A 17,245-nucleotide genomic window follows, 5' to 3' on the forward strand; every position below is an offset into this window, starting at 1 on the left:
AGTTAGGAAATAGAAAGTGAAAAAGATACTACTGACCAGTGCTTTAATCCTTTCAATCGCAGGATTGGCACCCGCATCCGTCTTAGGAGAAGAAAACACAACTAAAGCCACATCTGCTGTCAAGGAAGCAATTGCCAAAGAAGAAAAGAAAGAGTCGAGTGTTGAGGAAAACTCTAAATCAGAAACTCTTCCGAAAGTAGATGTGCAAAAAGACAAGCCCCAAAAAGAAGGATGGTACCAAGAAAATCGCCACTGGCGCTTTTACCAAGATGATAAGCCTGCTTTGAACTGGAAACAAATCCAAGGCAAATGGTACTACTTCGATCAAGATGGTAATCGTCTTCATTCTACTATCTACAAAGGTTATGCCTTTGGCCAAGATGGTGTCATGATAGAAAATAGCTGGACCAAACTGGACAATCAATGGTACTATGCTGATTCCTCTGGACGACTTGCTCAGAACACCTGGAAAAAAATTAACGGCTCTTGGTACTATTTTGACCAAACTGGAAGCATGCTCAGTAACACCTCCGTTGACGGCTATCTTCTCACAAAAAGCGGAGCTATGGCAGAAAAGGGTTGGATTAAATTAGACCAAAATTGGTATTATGTCACACCATCTAGCAGAATCTCGCAAGACAAGTGGGAGAAAATCAATGGTTCTTGGTACTACTTTGATAAAAACGGCGTGATGCTCAGCCAGACAACCATTGGTGCCTACCTGCTTGACAGTAGCGGGGCCATGGCAGAAAACTCTTGGGTGAAAATCAATGAAAATTGGTATTACGCTAATGAATATGGGAAATATAGCCAAGACAAATGGGAGAAAATCAATGGTTCTTGGTATGCTTTTGAACAAAATGGAGTCATGCTTTCCAATAAATGGAAAGAAAGCTACTACCTCAAGGCCAGCGGGGCCATGGCGGAAAAAGAGTGGATTTTTGATAAATCCTACAATAGCTGGTTCTATCTAAAAGCGGATGGCCGTTATGCAAATCAGGAGTGGATTGGGGCATACTACCTCAAGTCTGGCGGTTATATGGCCAAGAATGAGTGGATTTACGACGACTATTACAAGGCTCGTTACTATCTGGACGATAGTGGACATTATGTTTCAGGAACTTACAAGATAGACGGCAAGGAGCACTTGTTCCAAAAATACGGCCAATGGATTTCTGAAGTTTCAACTGAAGGCGGATTTACAAAAGGCCAATATAGCAAAACCATCTTCCTAGATCCTGGGCATGGTGGTCAAGATTCTGGTGCTTTTTACTACAATGTCGCTGAAAAAGATCTCAATATGCAGATTTACCATAAACTTCGTGCTAAGTTAGAAGAACTGGGCTACAAGGTCCTCACCTCTCGTGATAGTGATATTGACGTTGATTTTGTTACCGAACGTTCTCGTATGGTTAATAAGACCAACTCTGATATTTTTATCAGTATTCACTTCAACGCTACTGGTAATACCTACTCAAAAGCGAGCGGTATTCAAACCTACTCCTATAGAGATGAACCTGATTATCCAAGTAAGATTAATCAATACTGGCACAATCACCCTGATCGTATGAGTGAAAGCAAACGCCTCGCCGCTGCCATCCACTCCTCTCTTCTAGCAGAAACAGGAGCTAAGGATGCTGGTCTGTTGGAGAGCAGCTTTGCTGTCCTACGCGAAACAGCCAAACCAGCTGTCCTCCTAGAGCTTGGTTATATGGATAATTTCACCGAAAACCAACAAATCAGAGATAGCCACTACCAAGATAAACTGGTCGCAGGTATTGTGAAAGGGATCCAAAAATATTACGCTGGTAAATAATAAAAAGTCTCGAGAAATCTCGAGACTTTTTATTTGCCTTCTTTTTTATCTTTATCAGGAAAGAGGTAACCAAGTCCTACACAAGCTAGCACACCAGCACCAATTACCAAACCACTTGAAATTGGCAACAGATCAAAAATAGCATTTGCAATGATAAAAGCAATGATCAAGCACATGAGACTGGCCTTGTAGTCTTTTTTCAAAAAGTTCTCTAGCGTGAAATAGAGGAACAATCCTACCGGAATGAGTGACCAGAGATTGACATCCAAACTTGGCCAACCAACAGAACCGAAATACAATACTAGCGCTGCTGCTACTAAAAATATAAGTCCCAATAATTTCTTCATTCTTTTGTCTCCATTTTCTTTTTTTATTGACTTGTGTTGTCTGATACTGACCCCTCACGTCCCTTACAAAAACATTATAGCAGAGGATTTTTTCAAGAACAAGTCCTTCTGTCTATCTGGTCAATATCTTTGTCTAAGTGGTTGAATAGTCGTGATAAAAGAAAAAGAAGCCCGTTTGGGCTTCTTGATTCTGCCGATTGTAACAGTATTTTTGAACGAATACAATCTAGTTTTTCTTTTCCTTAGATTCTAGAGAAGATTTGATTGCTTCTCGATCAGCTTGCAGTTGAGCTAAATTCTTTTCTTCTTCCTCAAGTTTACTGGTATCTGGTTTCACACGGTAATAAACATCTTCTGGTTTCATTAACATAGACCCGTAATCTTGACCCGAAAGTAGTCTTTCTTCAACATGATTGCTTTTATCCGTAATCTTTCCATCATCACCAGGTTGCATAACAACCCCACTTGGAACAGCAACTACTACAAATCCTCCAGCAACAGAATCTTTCACCCACGCACTGAGAGAAGCTGTCTCAGGGTTACGACTATCTTGACCTTTTGATACCTTTAATCCAACTACAGATTCGTACTTTTGATCATTTGTAAACCAAGTCGCACGTACTTCTCCAGAATCATTAATAATGTATTCATTGCCAGATTGACTACGCCAAGTACCTTCTATACTAGACAGATCATTGTTCTTGATTGCTTCAATATCTAGTTTTGGAACGGTAGTTTCTTTCTTTAGCTTGCTAACAAGTGCTTCTGCTTCAGTAATATTGGTATCCAAATCAGCCAGTTGATTCTTGAGTTTTTGAATTTCCTCTTGTTTATCCTTATCAGTCTCATCCGTTTTTCCTTGACTTGTAGACGATTGTCTTGTTGACTCTGTAGTTGAAACGGCAGACGATGCTTGATTTGATTCTTTCTTTACAATCAGAAAATATGAGAAAATACTTACCAAGATAAGAGTGACTAAAACAGCGAGTGCTAGGCCAATATAGATTTTTATTTTTTTATTTGGAGTCGACTTTGATTCAGACCGCTTACGTCCATTGATCTTTTCAAATTGTCTTTCTCGTTCTTTCTTATTCATAATTTTCTCCTTTTTGATTTATATTCAGCCAAACTTGCGAGACTTCATTCGTTATTATCCACGGATTTTTATAATTTTTAGAAAACCTATGCAAAAAATTCTAGAATGATTAACAGCCTATAGTCCTCTAAAACGGAACGAAAACAAGTGCTTATTAAAATATATTATATCACAAAATATAAATTTTTGTTTTTATTTATAAGCAGGAGTTTCAGACGTTAAATAGAACCTATCTCAAACGTTCCACCTTTCCTATATTTACAAAAAAAGAAGCCCGTTTGGACTTCTTGATTCTGCCGATTGCAGGGCTTGAACCTGTGACCTACGCGTTACGAGTGCGTTGCTCTACCAACTGAGCTAAATCGGCGATTACCCTTTTAGTATAGCACTCTGAGAATAGATGTCAAGAAATTTTTATCTCCATTAGAAAAAGCCTGTCCTAAGACAAGGCTTTGATATTCTATTATTTACGAACCCGCACTTTCATAGGCATCCAAACCCCTATCCCAGAGTTTCAAAGAAATGACAAAGAAAACAAGGGAAATCAAAATCAAACCACCGATATTAAAGAGTCCATCCTTGTCCTGCAAGAAATAGCTAGCAGGATAGTAGGCCGTAAAGGCGAAAGGCACGATAAAGCTAATCAACCAACGAAGGAGCGAATTGTAAATCGAAATCGGATACTTGGCAAAATCATTAAACATATAGAAAATGTAAATCATAGCACCTGACTGCTTGGTCCAAAAAGCGATACTGGCTGTCGCGATTTTCAGGGAAGTATAAATCAAGGTCGCAAAAGGGAGACAGACTAGAAAAATCAGGAATTTTGGAAGAGTCCAAACAATGCTAGACACCGTGGTCGCTAGCAGAAGGCCTCCGACCAAAAGTTCGCCCAAAGCATCAATCTGAAAGGTCTCAACTAGGATATGAAAGAGAGGATTGATGGGACGAGTCAGATATTTGTCAAACTCCCCTTTTCGGACTAAGCGTTGCCCTAGTGCCCAGAGATTGTCAAAAAAGAGATGGTCCAATCCCTTGGGAATTAAGGAAAAACCATAAATAAATGCAATCTCCTGAAAGGTCCAGCCTTCTAGCGATGGGATGTTTTGAAAGAGCACATTGAGAAACAAGAGGTTCAAGCCTTGAGTCAGAAAAACTCCCAAGACACCAACCACAAAATCCACCTTGTATTCCATGATCTGCTTGATGTATTGTCTGATAAAAATCAGATGCATGCGTTGATATTTTTTCATACTAACCTCCCTGAATGGTGATGAATGACTGAACTCGTTTCCAAATCAACTGAGACAATCCCACCATCACTAAGAGCCAGAAAAACTGCAAAAGGAGTGCCTGAAGAATCTGACTGGCATCGTATTTCCCAACGATAATCATAACCGGAGTATAAATCAAGGATGAAAAAGGCAAGAAGGACAAGATATCAGAAACAATCTTTGGAAAGAAAGCCAAGGGAATCAGACTTCCAGACATAAAGGCCACTATGGAAGTCTTGAGTAGATTGGAACCCCATAGATTTTTAAACACAAAGGCTGAAAAGCCAAAGCAGATATTAAAGAAAAAGTTGATCAGGTAGGCTAGGGTTAAGCTAAAGAGATAAAGAATTGTTAATCCCAGTACTTCTACAACCCCTTGCCCAGATAGGATTTTCATCAATACAATAACACTTAAAAATGGCAGTCCAACAGAGATAAAAATCAACCACTTGGATCCAAGCTCTGTAAAGAGGTAAGAAGCCGCAAAATGCACCGGTCTCAACAAGCGCATGATAATGGAACCATCCTTGACCTCATCACCAATCATAAAGGAAGAATCCGACCTAGTCAGAAGATTAGTTACAAAACTCATGATGATGTAGAGGGTAATATCCGCCATACTGAAGCCTTGAATCAATGACTCTTGCGAGGAATCAAAGACCGCCTTCCAGAGATAAAAGGCCACAAAAGCACCCATGACATCGCCAATCCGATAAAGGAGAAAGTTGACTCGATAGGTAATCAACTCCTGAACCCCTGCATTGATAAAGGGTTTATAACGTCTCCAAAATTTGACCATCTTAGAGCTCCTTTCGGTAGAAGCGTCGGATAATATCCTCAATATCCGTATCTACCATCTTCAAATCACGGATTTCAAAATCAGACAGAGTTTGTTTGATAATATCAGCTGAATGGTAGCGGGAACTATCGAATTCAATATTGAGGCTATTTCCTTGTCTATCAATGGTTATATCAGGCAGGCCTTCATATTGAGAAAGGAGATGACTTTGACCTGGTAACAGTTCAAAGGAGAGAGTCTTCATCTTGCCAAAGGTCTCCTTGAGCTGGATCACCGTCCCATCAAAAATCTCCTGCCCCTTGTCAATCATAAAAATTCGATCACAAAGCTGCTCAATATCGCTCAGGTCATGAGTGGTCAAGAGAATGGTTGTTGCTTCCTCTTGATTGATCTGAGTAATGGCCCGACGAATGTTATCCTTGACCGAAACGTCTAAACCAATGGTCGGCTCATCTAAAAAGAGAACCTTGGGATTGTGGAGCAAGGAAGCCGCAATGTCCGCCCGCATCCGTTGCCCCAGTGAAAGAGTGCGCACGGGGTCCTTGATAAAGTCCTTCAAATCCAAGACTTCATTCAAAAAGTCCATGCGCTTGCGGAAGAGCGAGTCCGGCACATCGTATATCTCTTTCAAAACCGTGTAGGTCTCTTGCAGAGCCAAATCCCACCATAACTGGGTACGTTGTCCAAAGACCACTCCAATATCCTTGACATAATCTTGGCGATTATCCTGAGGAATCTTGCCGTTAATCCGACAATAGCCCGATGTCGGTTTCAAAATCCCTGTCAGCATTTTGATGGTTGTCGACTTCCCAGCTCCATTGGCCCCGATAAAGCCCAAAATTTGGCCCTTGGGTACCTCAAAAGTCAAATCCTTGACCGCTTCAAATGTCTGCTTTTCAGGATGAATAAAGGAGCGCAAAGCCCCCTTTAACCCCGGTTCTTTAACAGTCTTCACAAAATTTTTCTGGAGATGTTCCACTTCTATCATTGCCATATTTCTCTCCCTATCGTAAGGAATAGAAACATCATATTTTTGACTACAAATATTCTAAATCCTTACCTTCTAAATCTTCTACATTTTATTATTACAAAAGACTTTATACCAACCTATTATAGTTCAATAAAAAACGGAATGCAAGCGTTTGCCTGTAGATTATGAAATTAGAGATTTTGCTCTTAAAATAATAGTTTTAATCAAAAATTCTGGTTTAGTAGTTTCCTTAAACCACAAAAAAACCCACCCTAATGGGCAGGTTCTTTCTGTATTGTTCAGCTAGATTAAGCTTTACCTTCTGAACCGAATACGTCGATACGTTCTTCAACAGCTTCTGTAATTGCTTCGAAACCTGGTTTCAAGAATTTACGTGGGTCAAAGAGTTTCTTCTTATCGTATTCTGCTTCGTTTGCTTCGTATTCAGCAACAAATTTACGAGTTGCGTTAGCAAATGCGATTTGGCATTCAGTGTTAACGTTAACTTTCGCAACACCAAGTTTGATAGCTGCTTGGATTTGGTCATCAGGAATACCTGAACCACCATGCAACACGATTGGGAAGCCTGGAACTGCTTCTGTCAATTTTTGCAAGTGATCAAGGTGAAGACCTTTCCAGTTTGCTGGGTAAGGACCGTGGATGTTACCGATACCAGCTGCCAAGAAGTCAATACCAGTTGCAACCATTGCTTTAGCATCTTCAATTGGAGCCAATTCGCCATCACCAATGATTCCGTCTTCTTCACCACCGATAGTACCAACTTCAGCTTCTACTGATACGCCGTTTGCATGAGCAAATTCTACAACTTTACGAGCTTTTTCAAGGTTTTCTTCAACTGGAAGGTGTGAACCGTCAAACATAACTGAAGTATAACCAACTCGGATACATTCAAGTGCATCTTCATAATGACCATGGTCAAGGTGAATAGCAACTGGTACAGTAATTCCCATTGATTCTACAAGGTTTTCGATGAGAAGTTTACATACTTTGTAACCACCCATGTATTTCGCAGCACCCATAGAAGTTTGGATCAAAACTGGAGCTTTTTTAGCTTCTGCTGCACGCAAGATAGCTTGAGTCCACTCAAGGTTGTTTGTGTTAAATCCACCAACTGCATAACCGTTGTCACGAGCTGCTTGGACAAATTTTTCTGCTGAAACGATTGCCATTTGTCAGGCCTCCTATATATTTTTTGGGACATCCCATTTACATTGTTCATTTTATCACTTTTTGACAAAAAAAGCTAGTTTTTCCCATACTTTAGATTGAATTTCTTCTAACCCGACCAATGTAAACCCTTTCTTTTTTTAATCTTGGCTAACTCTAGGAAAGCGTATAAAGAAAGTCAAGCGATCATCCTGCCTTTCAAAACGATAAGGCAATTTCTCATGTTCTAATAAACTTTTGACCACAAAGAGTCCCATTCCTGACCCCTTTGCCTTGCGACTAGCATTGCCAGAAAAAGATTGGGCCAATTTTTCTTGTTCTTCAGGACTACAGCTATTCTCAATAAAGAGTTCCCCTTCTCTCTCGCCGATACGGACCAGGCTACCTGGAGTGGAGTGCTTGATAGCATTGCTGATGAGATTAGATAGGATCAGTTTCATCACAGATGGATTTATGTAAGCCTGCTGATGGGTCAGGCTAATGTCTACCTGAATTTCTCTCTCCTTGGCTAGCAAAACATAATCCTTGACCAGACTTTGCGTCATCTGAAGGAGCTCAATCTCTTCTTTCTCGTCTCGCAATTCCTGCACAGAAGAAAGAGACAATATCTGGAGAACGTGGTGACTGAGGTCGTCCACAATCCCCAAGGCTACTCCCAGATAGAAGTCCCTATCCTTGTAACGACCGATATTTTCTTTCATATTTTCGATTAGGATCTTCAAACTAGCCAGAGGTGTTTTCAATTCATGAGAGGCCCCTCGTAGGAATTCGACCTTCATCTTCTCAAGTTGGAGAATAGCTTCATTTTTCTCATGCAAGTCCGCAATAACTGTCAAAAGGTGCTGGTAAAGGCTATTGATTTGTTCCTTGAGATCACCAATCTCATCCTTAGAATCCACGCGCAATCGCACTTGAGCATCTAGTTCCATCATTCTACGGGTCACCCGCTTGATTTCCAAAATCGGGGCAACAATGGTTCGTGCGTAGATGTAAGCTACCAAGAGGGAAATCAAAAACGATGCCAGCAAGGTATAGGGAAGAAACTGGAGACTGATCTGCTCTGCTTCCTTTTGCAAATCCATGGAAGCTAGAAATTGCAGAGTCATGGTGCTACCATCTTGCGTTTTCACCTCACGCTCCTCGATAAAGAGAGAGGTGGTCTGGCGGTCTGTGTCCAGAGGAAGATTGTCCTTGACTTCTAACTTGTCCTCGGTCATCTCTCCTTTGACGGCCCCCTTGATATCACTAGTCTGGGAATACAAGTCTAACACTTGCTCGATACTTTGCCTATCCTTTCCTTCTAGGGACTGGGCAATGGCTGTCGCTTTCTGGCCAATGGTTTCCTGACGATGGCTCAGATAAGTCGAAGGAAAAAGAAAATAAATAGCTAAATGAAGACAAATGACCAGAACACTAAAAATCGAGAAGGTATAGATAAATATCTTTGTAAATAAACCTGTTCGTTTCATTTTCGCTCCAATTTATAACCAACATTGCGCACAGTGAGGATACAATCCAAGTCTAGCTTTTTCCGCAGTTCCTTGATATAAACATCAATGACACGGTCAAAGGGGACCTCATCTGTCACCTTCCAGACGGCATCAATAATTTGAGATCGAGTCAAGGCCCGTCCTTCATTTTTTACCAGATAGTCCAAAATCTCCAACTCTTTGGCATTGATAGCTACTTCTTGACCTGCTAGGCTTGCACTGTAACTCTCAAAATCCACCTTGGTATCCTTATAGGAGAAGATTCGTCCCGTATCGTAGTAGCGCTTGAAAATCGCGTCTACCCTCACTTTTAAGAGGGAGAGGGAGAAGGGTTTTTCCAGATAGCCATCTGCTAGCGAAGCAAAGGCACTCATCTTGTATTCCTCATCCTGAAAGGCAGTCAGCATCAAGACAGGAACCTGACTGGTTTTACGAATCTCGGCTAGGACTTCTAGGCCATTAAGCTTGGGTATCTGGATATCCAGTAGTACTAGAGCAATTTCATAGCTGGAAAATTTTTCCAGAGCTTCCTGACCATCTGCTGCTTCAACGGTTTCATAACCACAATCCGCCAAATAATCACTGATCCCCTCACGGATCATCTCCTCATCTTCTACTATTAGAATTTTCATAGAAAAACCTTTCACATTTCTTTAATTTTCTTTTAAATCATCTCTGTTTCATCCTGAAAGGAAAGGCTTTATACTCTTCGAAAATCTCTTCAAACCACGTCAACGTCGCCTTGCCGTACTCAAGTACAGCCTGCGGCTAGTTTCCTAGTTTGCTCTTTGATTTTCATTGAGTATTAGGGAGATGAAATACATAAAAATGCTACCTATATTATACCCCATTTAGGGAAGAATAGGTAGCAAGTTTGTTATTCGCTATCGAGCAAGAGCTCTTTTGGTTGTTTTCTGAGGAGATTGCTTGAAGCAAGCGCCATAACGAGAACCACTAGAACTAAGGCAAGGACAAAGACGATGATAAAGTCTGATGTCTGAATGGAAATGTCTAGGCTCGACAAGGTCTTGCTAAAGCCATCTACTTCTGCACCACCACCAAGGTTAGAGGCTTGAGCTGCCTTGCTGGCTTGCTTGGCAACACCTGAAGTAACATTAGCTAGAACAGTATTTCCGATTGCACGTGCTGTGTAGTTAGCTAGGAAGTAAGCAGAAACGAGAGCAGGGATGGCAATCAAGATCGATTCAGTGATGAATTGACCCAAAATACTTGCCTGCTTGAGACCGATAGAGAGGAGAATTCCCACTTCCTTGCGACGAGCATTGATCCAAAGGCTAAGCAAGAGGGCAAGGAGAAGAACTGAGAAGCTCAAGCTACCCCAGAAGAGGAGGTTGGCCATCTTGTACATACCAGAGATAGATTGCTCAAGAGCTGGGTAGTTAGAGGAGCTCTTCACAAGTGTGTAGCTCTTCCAGTTGATACCACTGATACCATTCAACTCTTTCATGACGTCATCCAAGTTCTTGTCTGCTGTTACAAAGAAGGTTGCGTCCCCATAAATAGCTGTGTCTTCTGTGTATCCATAAAGTTTTGCAGCAGTGTGAATGTCTGTGATAGCTGTGTTTTCATAGAGTTCTTGTGAGTAGGTTACTGCTGACTTATTGTGGCCATCAAAGAGTCCCTTGATTGTCACTTCAACTGTTTCCTTGGCACCTTTTTCATTGTCTGCATCATAGATATTAGAGTCCAGTTTGACCTTATCTCCAACTTTCCAGCCGTGTTTAGCAGCCAAGTCCTTGTGCATGAGGATCTTGTCTTTGTCGTCGTTGGTTAGGTGCTCACCTTCGACTAGCTTATATGAACCAGAGACAAATTTATCTTCTTTGGAAGAGTCATTGACACCTGTAATCATCAAACTGCTTCCAAACCGTTTGGCACGGTCTGCAGTGAGATTTTTCTTGGTTTCTGGCGTTTCAATCAGGTCATATCCAGTCAAATCTCCGATAGCATTGATGCGTTTAACATAAGACTCGATGGCCTTGTTTTCGGTGATTTTTTTGATATCCTCACCCTTGATATTCCCAGAACCACGTGGCGTTCCTTGATTGACGCGACGATTGATTTGCATGGAGAAGCTATTGGTGATATTTTTAAAGGTCTCCTGAGAAGCCTTGGCTGTAGCTCCCTTGATCGACAAGCCGACCAAACTCAAGCTCGCCATGAGGAGAATAATCAGGAAGATAACAATCGATTTGAAAAACTTCCTTGTAACATAGGCAAATGCGTTGTGTAACATAGGTTCCCTTTCTAGATTTGATTTCATAATTCTATCAAAACAAGCTCATCTTATTTTGTAGTATTGCGAGTTTCAGTCAGTTTCTTATCCTTCAATTCAAGTGTAATATCTGACGCTTGTGCCACTTCTTTACTGTGGGTGACGACGATCACACATTTACCTGTTTTCTCGGCAAGTGATTTGAGCAGTTCGATAATATCTCCAGCAGTTTTAGGGTCCAGATTTCCTGTTGGCTCATCAGCTAGAATAACTGGAGCTTCTGAGACCAAACTGCGAGCAATGGCAACACGTTGTTGTTGCCCACCTGATAACTGGAGAACATTCCGCTTGATCTGGCTTTCATCCAGACCAAGTTCAAGAAGAGTATCCTTGCTGGCCTTTTTGTTGACCAAGCGGATATTTTCCAGCGGAGAAAGGTAATCAATCAAATTATAATTTTGAAAGACCAGGGAAATATGGTGCATGCGATGATAAGAATATCCCTTATTCCGAATGTCCTCTCCTTGGAAAAGGATAGAACCTTCAACAGGGCTATCTAGACCAGCCAGTAGGGACAAGAGAGTGGATTTTCCTGCTCCTGACTCACCAATGATACTATAAAATTTTCCAGGTTCAAAATTATACTTGATCTGATATAAAACTGCTTCAGCAGTGTTCTTATAACGGTAGGTAACATCTTGCAATTGTAATAAAGTCATGATTTCTCCTTCTTATACTCAATGAAAATCAAAGAGCAAACTAGGAAGCTAGCCGCAGGTTGCTCAAAGCACAGCTTTGAGGTTGCAGATAAAGCTAACACGGATTAAATTTGATTTTCGAAGAGTATTAACTAATAGATGATAAAATTTCCTTAGGCGATTTTCTAAATAAGAATAGGAAACAAAGGGCTACAGACAAGCAACCAATCAAGAGCAGAAAGACATAGGATTCTGCAAAGGATAGGAGACTAGTTAATAGACCGCTTGCTTTGGCCAGCGTGTCCTGTAAGCTTGCCTGATCTCCACTGGCTAGGACAGTTTGGAGCAGATAGGATGTAACGGCATTTCCAGCGATAAAGGATGGAAGCAAAGCTCCAAGAGATACCAACACTACCTCTAAACAGAATTGTAGGAAGATCGAACTCTTGCTTTTTCCAAGTGCCAAAAGAATCCCCACTTCGTAGACCCTTTCTCTCAACCAGAGAGACAAGACCAAAATTAAGGCTCCTGCTCCTGCTATCAACATCCCATAAAGGGAGATGGTGAGGAAGGTTTGGAAGGTTGCAACTGAGTCTTTGATTTGTTCAAAGGCCTTGGTTTCCTTCTCGACTTGGTAACCTTGACTTTCTAAAGCCAAGTTTTCCACCTGCTTCATGAGTCCGTCCATTTCCTTAGGATTTTCTACATAGAAGCGCGCTGCACTGACTTGCGGTTCACTATTTCCCAGAAGGTTTTGACTACTTTCATAGTCTGTAAAGACTTGGTTTTCACTGAAGTCAGAAGACAAGCCTGTGAATTTTTCTTGTTTCTTACCAGAAAATATACCGACAATCTCAAACTCTACTGTTTGCCCTTTTCCAGCTTCGGACTGACCAGCATCCAAGCGAATCTTGTCATGAAGTGAAAGACCGTTCTTCTTGGCCAACTCTTCGTGGATCAGGATTTTCTTGGAGTCCCCTTTTTGAAGGTGTCGCCCTTCTTTTAGATTGAAAGCCGAACTGGTAAAGGTGACATCCTTGGATGAATCCTCAAGAGCCGTTAAGCTAACCAAGTTCTTGTCCGCTGCTGACAAATCATCACGTTCTACGCTCTGCTCACCACTCACCGCTTCCTTGTCTTTCAGTTTTGCGACCGTCTCGAGTTCAGGAGAGACATTTTCCAGTCCCTTAATCTTGCTCACGGATGCTAGATCAGACAATTTGAAGGTCTGTCCATTTTCTATCTTTTTGATAGAAAAAGATGTATTGAGTGATTTGTAAAGATTGTTTTCTACTGTTTTGTTGGACTTCATCAGAGTCAAACAGGCTGAAATTCCTGCCAAAAGGACAAATAAAATCAGAAATAAAATAAAACTTCTCAGTCGTTTTCTGCTGACATAAGCCCAAGCTCTTTGGATTGGATTCATTTGTCACCTCCATATTTGTAAGACTATTATAAAATCCAAATATGAAATGTTTATGAAATCAAAAAATTTTTTTGAAAAAAACAAAAAAGCTAGCGAACACTAACTTTTCTCATATGGAATACGTTTTATCAATCAAAAATATACTCCATTTTATAAATGCTGGCACCGTCTTTCAGCTTAGCATTTTCCATTTCCTAAGTTCTTCATTTTCTGACTTGTGTCTGAGAAAATTCTTGATAGGATGAAATGGAAAACTCAGTTTAAATTTTCTGATACAATGACTGTTCTTGATGCCAATATTTTTCGATATACGAAACGTAGCCTCTAGTCTTCTTTGTAAAAACAAAAAGAGCTAGCCAAAGCTAACTCTTACCCTATGCGGAGAGAGGGACTTGAACCCTCACGACCTAAAGCGGTCACAGGATCCTTAGTCCTGCGCGTCTGCCAATTCCGCCATCCCCGCGTCGATTACTTTACTAGTATATCAACTTTCAAAATCTTTGTCAACACTTTTTTCAGATTTTTTTCATTTTTCCAAGGGAATCATTCTTTCATTTCAGACAGATTTTCATCTAGCAATTTGGCTCCCAGAGTGTTCTTAAAATGACCAAGAGCAAACTGATGATTTTCTGGCCAAATAGAGGCAACTGCAGGCTTGACAATCTCGATTTGATAACCTAAATTATAGGCATCAATAGCCGTATGAAGAACACAAATGTCAGTCAGGACTCCAGTTAGGATGACTGTATCTACACGACGTTCCCGCAAACGGATATCTAAGTCCGTTCCTGAAAATGCTGAATAGTGACGTTTGTCCATCCAAAAGACGCGACTATCCGCCTCATGCTCAGCATAAAAATCAGCTAGAGGGCCATAAAGGTTACGCCCACTAGTTCCGATGATGTTATGCGGTGGAAAGAGCTTGCTTTCTGGGTGGAATGTATCCTTCTCTTCATGGGCATCAATGGTGAAAAAGACATAGTCCCCACGTTCAAAAGCCAATCTGGTCACTCGATTGATTGCCTCTGATATGGCTTGAGCAGGTGCCCCTGCAGTCAGCTTTCCATGGTCTGCTACGAAATCCTCTGTATAGTCAATTGAGATTAAAGCCTTTGCCATTAGTAGTCCCTCTTTTTCACTTCCTCAAAAATATCACCAATTAGAACTTTGAGATAAGTCCCCTTCATTCCGAGTGAACGGCTCTCAATAATTCCTGCTGACTCCAGTTTACGAAGCGCATTGACAATCACAGAACGCGTGATTCCAATACGATCTGCAATAACTGATGCAGTCAGCTGCCCTTCATTTCCATCCAACTCAGCTAAAATAGCTGATACGGCACGAAGTTCTGAATAGGAAAGGGTATTAACCGCCATGGTAACAGCAGTACGACGGCGAATATTTTTCTCATCCTCTTCACGTTGGAAGTTCAGCAGTTGAATCCCTACCACCGTGCTCGCAATCTCAACAAGAATCAAATCTTCATCTTCAAATTTCTTATCATTGCGCCAAATGATCAACGAACCTAGGCGAATCCCTGATACATGAATCGGAGCAATGGTCGTCAAACCATCTGGAAAATCTGCACGGCTCTCTACAGGGAAAATGGTCAAATCATGTTCAACAGGAAGGTTGGCTTCCGTATCATAGATCATGTTTGCACCTTGAATATAATCATCTGGAAAAATCTTAGTTTGAAAAAACTGCTCTACACGATCTGTATTCGTTTTATAACGCATGAAGTAGCCTAAAAGGCGTCCCTTGCTATTCACAATACAAGCGTTACAATCAATAATATCTGCCAACTGGCGTGTAATCGCATTGTAAGGAAGTTCATCTTGAAGTTGCTCCTCTGAGCGTTTCAAAATAGAAGTAATTTTTCTTGTTTTTTCTAATAAGTGTGCCATTTTTTACCTCGCATTTAATCGCTACCATTATAACATAAAGAGCGTGAATTTTCAATTATTATCTGAAAATTGCTTATTTAATTGCAATTTTGAACAGCAAAAATATTTTAGAAAAAAGCGATTTTTTTATTGACATCCTATTTTATTTTTGATATTATAACATTATAAGAAGATGACATGATAAATCCCTTTCCGTTTCACCTATCCTTTACTATCACCATCTTCTTTTACTATCGGTCTCCTTATATATAAAAGCGATTCACACTGTGAATCGCTTTTTTTCTATTTGTCTCCTTTGTTACGAATAACAAAGCCGGTTTTCTTTTCGCTTGAAGTGTTGTGAGGTTTTTTATTGTCTTTATTACGATAGCGTCTATCTTTATCAAAACGATCGTTCCCGCGGTTGCCTTTCTTGAAGTCATCACGGCGACCACCACGACGGTTATCCCCTCGACGATTGTCGCGTCCACGATTACCTCCAGAACGTCCATTTCCTGACGGTTTGAACGGCAGTGGCTTTTCACGCGCAATCTCCACTTCAGGAAGACTATCTGGATCTTGGACTGTCAGACTCAAGATATACATAGCCAATTCTTCTGGACTAAATTCGGCAGCTAACTTACGAGCATCTTTAGCAAATTTCTCAAAGTTCCCACGAATAGTTTCATCCGCAAAATCACGTTCGATTTTCTTGAGAGCTACTTGTTTCTTAGCTTGGAAGGCTTCTTCTGCTGTCGCTGGTTTCAAGCCTTTCATGCGTTTCTTAGTCAAGTTTTCGATGATTTGAAGGTAGCCCATTTCGTTTGGAGCTACGAAAGTAATAGACTGACCTGACTTACCAGCACGACCTGTACGACCGATACGGTGAACATAACTTTCAGGATCTTGTGGAATATCGTAGTTGTAGACATGGGTCACACCTGAGATATCCAAACCACGTGCTGCCACGTCTGTCGCAACTAGAACATCAAGATTGCCATTTTTAAAATCACGAAGGACACGAAGGCGTTTATTTTGGTCCAAATCACCATGAATTCCTTCTGCACGGAAGCCACGAATTTTCAGTCCACGAGTCAATTCATCTACACGGCGTTTGGTACGACCAAATACGATAGCAAGTTCTGGTTGTTCCACATCCATAAGACGTGTCATGGTATCAAATTTTTCTTGTTCCTTAACACGGATATAATACTGATCAACCAGCTCTGTTGTCAATTCCTTGGCAGCAATCTTGACATGCTCAGGCTCTTTCATAAACTGAACGCCAATACGTTTGATAGCGTCTGGCATGGTTGCTGAGAAGAGCAAGGTTTGACGACTGTCAGGGACACGAGAGATAATAGCTTCGATGTCTTCTAGGAAGCCCATGTTGAGCATTTCGTCCGCTTCATCAAGGATGAGGGTTTCAATATCGTGCAATTTCAAGGCCTTGCGTTTGATCAAGTCTAACAGACGTCCTGGAGTTCCCACCACGATATGGGCACCCGATTTAAGGGCTTTGATTTGTTTTTCAATGCTTGAACCACCGTAAACTGAGCGAACTTTGACTCCCTTGCTACGACCAAAGCGGAAGAGTTCTTCTTGACTTTGAACAGCGAGTTCACGAGTTGGAGCGATGACCAAGGCTTGGATAGTTGCTTCTTCTGTACGGATTTTTTCAAGGGTTGGCAAGCCAAAGGCTGCGGTTTTCCCTGTACCAGTCTGAGCTTGACCAATGACATCCTTGCCTTCGAGAGCCAAGGGAATAGTCTGTTCTTGGATAGGACTTGCTTCTACAAATCCAGCTTTTTCAATCTCTGCTAGCAATTCAGCAGACAAGTTAAATTCATTAAATTTCACGTTTTTCTTCTTTCTAAAGGTGGTGCGAAGCCACCCTATAAGGCTTTAGTGTATACTTTTCTTTTCATGATGTATCTTCTTAAAAAACGAGATACCGTGTTGCTTCTTTTCCACGAAAGAAAAATACGAGTTTCTTTGCAACCTATCTAGTATAACACA

Annotated in this window: 15 protein-coding genes and 2 tRNA genes; 1 reads left to right on the forward strand and 16 read right to left on the reverse strand. The window is 41.1% G+C overall.

Going from position 1 to position 17,245, the window contains the following annotated elements:
• The first annotated feature begins 16 nt into the window (after positions 1 to 16).
• Positions 17 to 1,816, forward strand: coding sequence for an N-acetylmuramoyl-L-alanine amidase (locus tag I2H52_RS04750; RefSeq protein WP_195594491.1), 1,800 nt, complete (start codon positions 17 to 19; stop codon positions 1,814 to 1,816).
• A 29-nt stretch (positions 1,817 to 1,845) separates the two neighbouring features.
• Here I2H52_RS04750 and I2H52_RS04755 read toward each other — a convergent pair whose 3' ends face one another.
• The 16 genes from I2H52_RS04755 to I2H52_RS04830 form a co-directional block, all read right to left on the reverse strand.
• Entirely contained in the window at positions 1,846 to 2,163 is a 318-nt protein-coding gene (locus tag I2H52_RS04755) for a hypothetical protein (protein ID WP_057488612.1), read from the reverse strand.
• 226 nt (positions 2,164 to 2,389) lie between these two features.
• The gene (locus I2H52_RS04760) at positions 2,390 to 3,259 is read right to left on the reverse strand and encodes a DUF6287 domain-containing protein (protein WP_195594493.1); all 870 of its coding nucleotides are present in this window, start codon (positions 3,257 to 3,259) and stop codon (positions 2,390 to 2,392) included.
• Between the two features lie 294 nt (positions 3,260 to 3,553).
• Positions 3,554 to 3,626, reverse strand: a tRNA-Thr gene (locus I2H52_RS04765).
• 100 nt (positions 3,627 to 3,726) lie between these two features.
• Positions 3,727 to 4,512 carry an ABC transporter permease gene (locus I2H52_RS04770; RefSeq protein ID WP_045617483.1) on the reverse strand — a complete coding sequence of 262 codons (786 nt, stop codon included), beginning with the start codon at positions 4,510 to 4,512 and terminating at the stop codon, positions 3,727 to 3,729.
• A 1-nt stretch (position 4,513) separates the two neighbouring features.
• Positions 4,514 to 5,332 carry an ABC transporter permease gene (locus I2H52_RS04775; RefSeq protein ID WP_195594496.1) on the reverse strand — a complete coding sequence of 273 codons (819 nt, stop codon included), beginning with the start codon at positions 5,330 to 5,332 and terminating at the stop codon, positions 4,514 to 4,516.
• 1 nt (position 5,333) lies between these two features.
• Entirely contained in the window at positions 5,334 to 6,326 is a 993-nt protein-coding gene (locus I2H52_RS04780; RefSeq protein WP_195594500.1) for an ABC transporter ATP-binding protein, read from the reverse strand.
• Positions 6,327 to 6,610: 284 nt separating this feature from the next.
• Positions 6,611 to 7,492: a class II fructose-bisphosphate aldolase gene (locus tag I2H52_RS04785; protein ID WP_001019007.1), complete on the reverse strand. Its 882-nt coding sequence runs from the start codon at positions 7,490 to 7,492 to the stop codon at positions 6,611 to 6,613.
• Between the two features lie 138 nt (positions 7,493 to 7,630).
• Complete coding sequence (gene vncS, locus I2H52_RS04790; RefSeq protein ID WP_195594503.1) at positions 7,631 to 8,959, reverse strand: sensor histidine kinase VncS; 1,329 nt, start codon at positions 8,957 to 8,959, stop codon at positions 7,631 to 7,633.
• Positions 8,956 to 9,612 (reverse strand): response regulator transcription factor VncR, encoded by a 657-nt coding sequence (gene vncR, locus I2H52_RS04795; RefSeq protein WP_195594506.1) that lies wholly within the window; start codon positions 9,610 to 9,612, stop codon positions 8,956 to 8,958. Before vncR ends, vncS begins: the two co-directional genes overlap by 4 nt.
• A gap of 245 nt (positions 9,613 to 9,857) precedes the next feature.
• On the reverse strand, positions 9,858 to 11,237 hold the full coding sequence (vex3, locus tag I2H52_RS04800) for an ABC transporter permease subunit Vex3 (protein ID WP_000903002.1): 1,380 nt from the start codon (positions 11,235 to 11,237) through the stop codon (positions 9,858 to 9,860).
• 50 nt (positions 11,238 to 11,287) lie between these two features.
• On the reverse strand, positions 11,288 to 11,935 hold the full coding sequence (vex2, locus tag I2H52_RS04805; RefSeq protein ID WP_000173735.1) for an ABC transporter ATP-binding subunit Vex2: 648 nt from the start codon (positions 11,933 to 11,935) through the stop codon (positions 11,288 to 11,290).
• Between the two features lie 127 nt (positions 11,936 to 12,062).
• On the reverse strand, positions 12,063 to 13,340 hold the full coding sequence (locus I2H52_RS04810; RefSeq protein WP_045617492.1) for an ABC transporter permease: 1,278 nt from the start codon (positions 13,338 to 13,340) through the stop codon (positions 12,063 to 12,065).
• A 377-nt stretch (positions 13,341 to 13,717) separates the two neighbouring features.
• Positions 13,718 to 13,803, reverse strand: a tRNA-Leu gene (locus tag I2H52_RS04815).
• A gap of 80 nt (positions 13,804 to 13,883) precedes the next feature.
• Positions 13,884 to 14,459, reverse strand: coding sequence for a cysteine hydrolase family protein (locus I2H52_RS04820; protein ID WP_045617493.1), 576 nt, complete (start codon positions 14,457 to 14,459; stop codon positions 13,884 to 13,886).
• On the reverse strand, positions 14,459 to 15,247 hold the full coding sequence (gene codY, locus I2H52_RS04825; RefSeq protein WP_000940727.1) for a GTP-sensing pleiotropic transcriptional regulator CodY: 789 nt from the start codon (positions 15,245 to 15,247) through the stop codon (positions 14,459 to 14,461). The genes I2H52_RS04820 and codY overlap by 1 nt, the downstream gene beginning before the upstream one ends.
• Positions 15,248 to 15,529: 282 nt before the next feature.
• The gene (locus I2H52_RS04830) at positions 15,530 to 17,086 is read right to left on the reverse strand and encodes a DEAD/DEAH box helicase (RefSeq protein WP_045617494.1); all 1,557 of its coding nucleotides are present in this window, start codon (positions 17,084 to 17,086) and stop codon (positions 15,530 to 15,532) included.
• Positions 17,087 to 17,245: the final 159 nt, after the last annotated feature.

The sequence above is a fragment of the Streptococcus oralis genome (assembly GCF_015561235.1).
Lineage (GTDB): Bacteria > Bacillota > Bacilli > Lactobacillales > Streptococcaceae > Streptococcus > Streptococcus oralis_BK.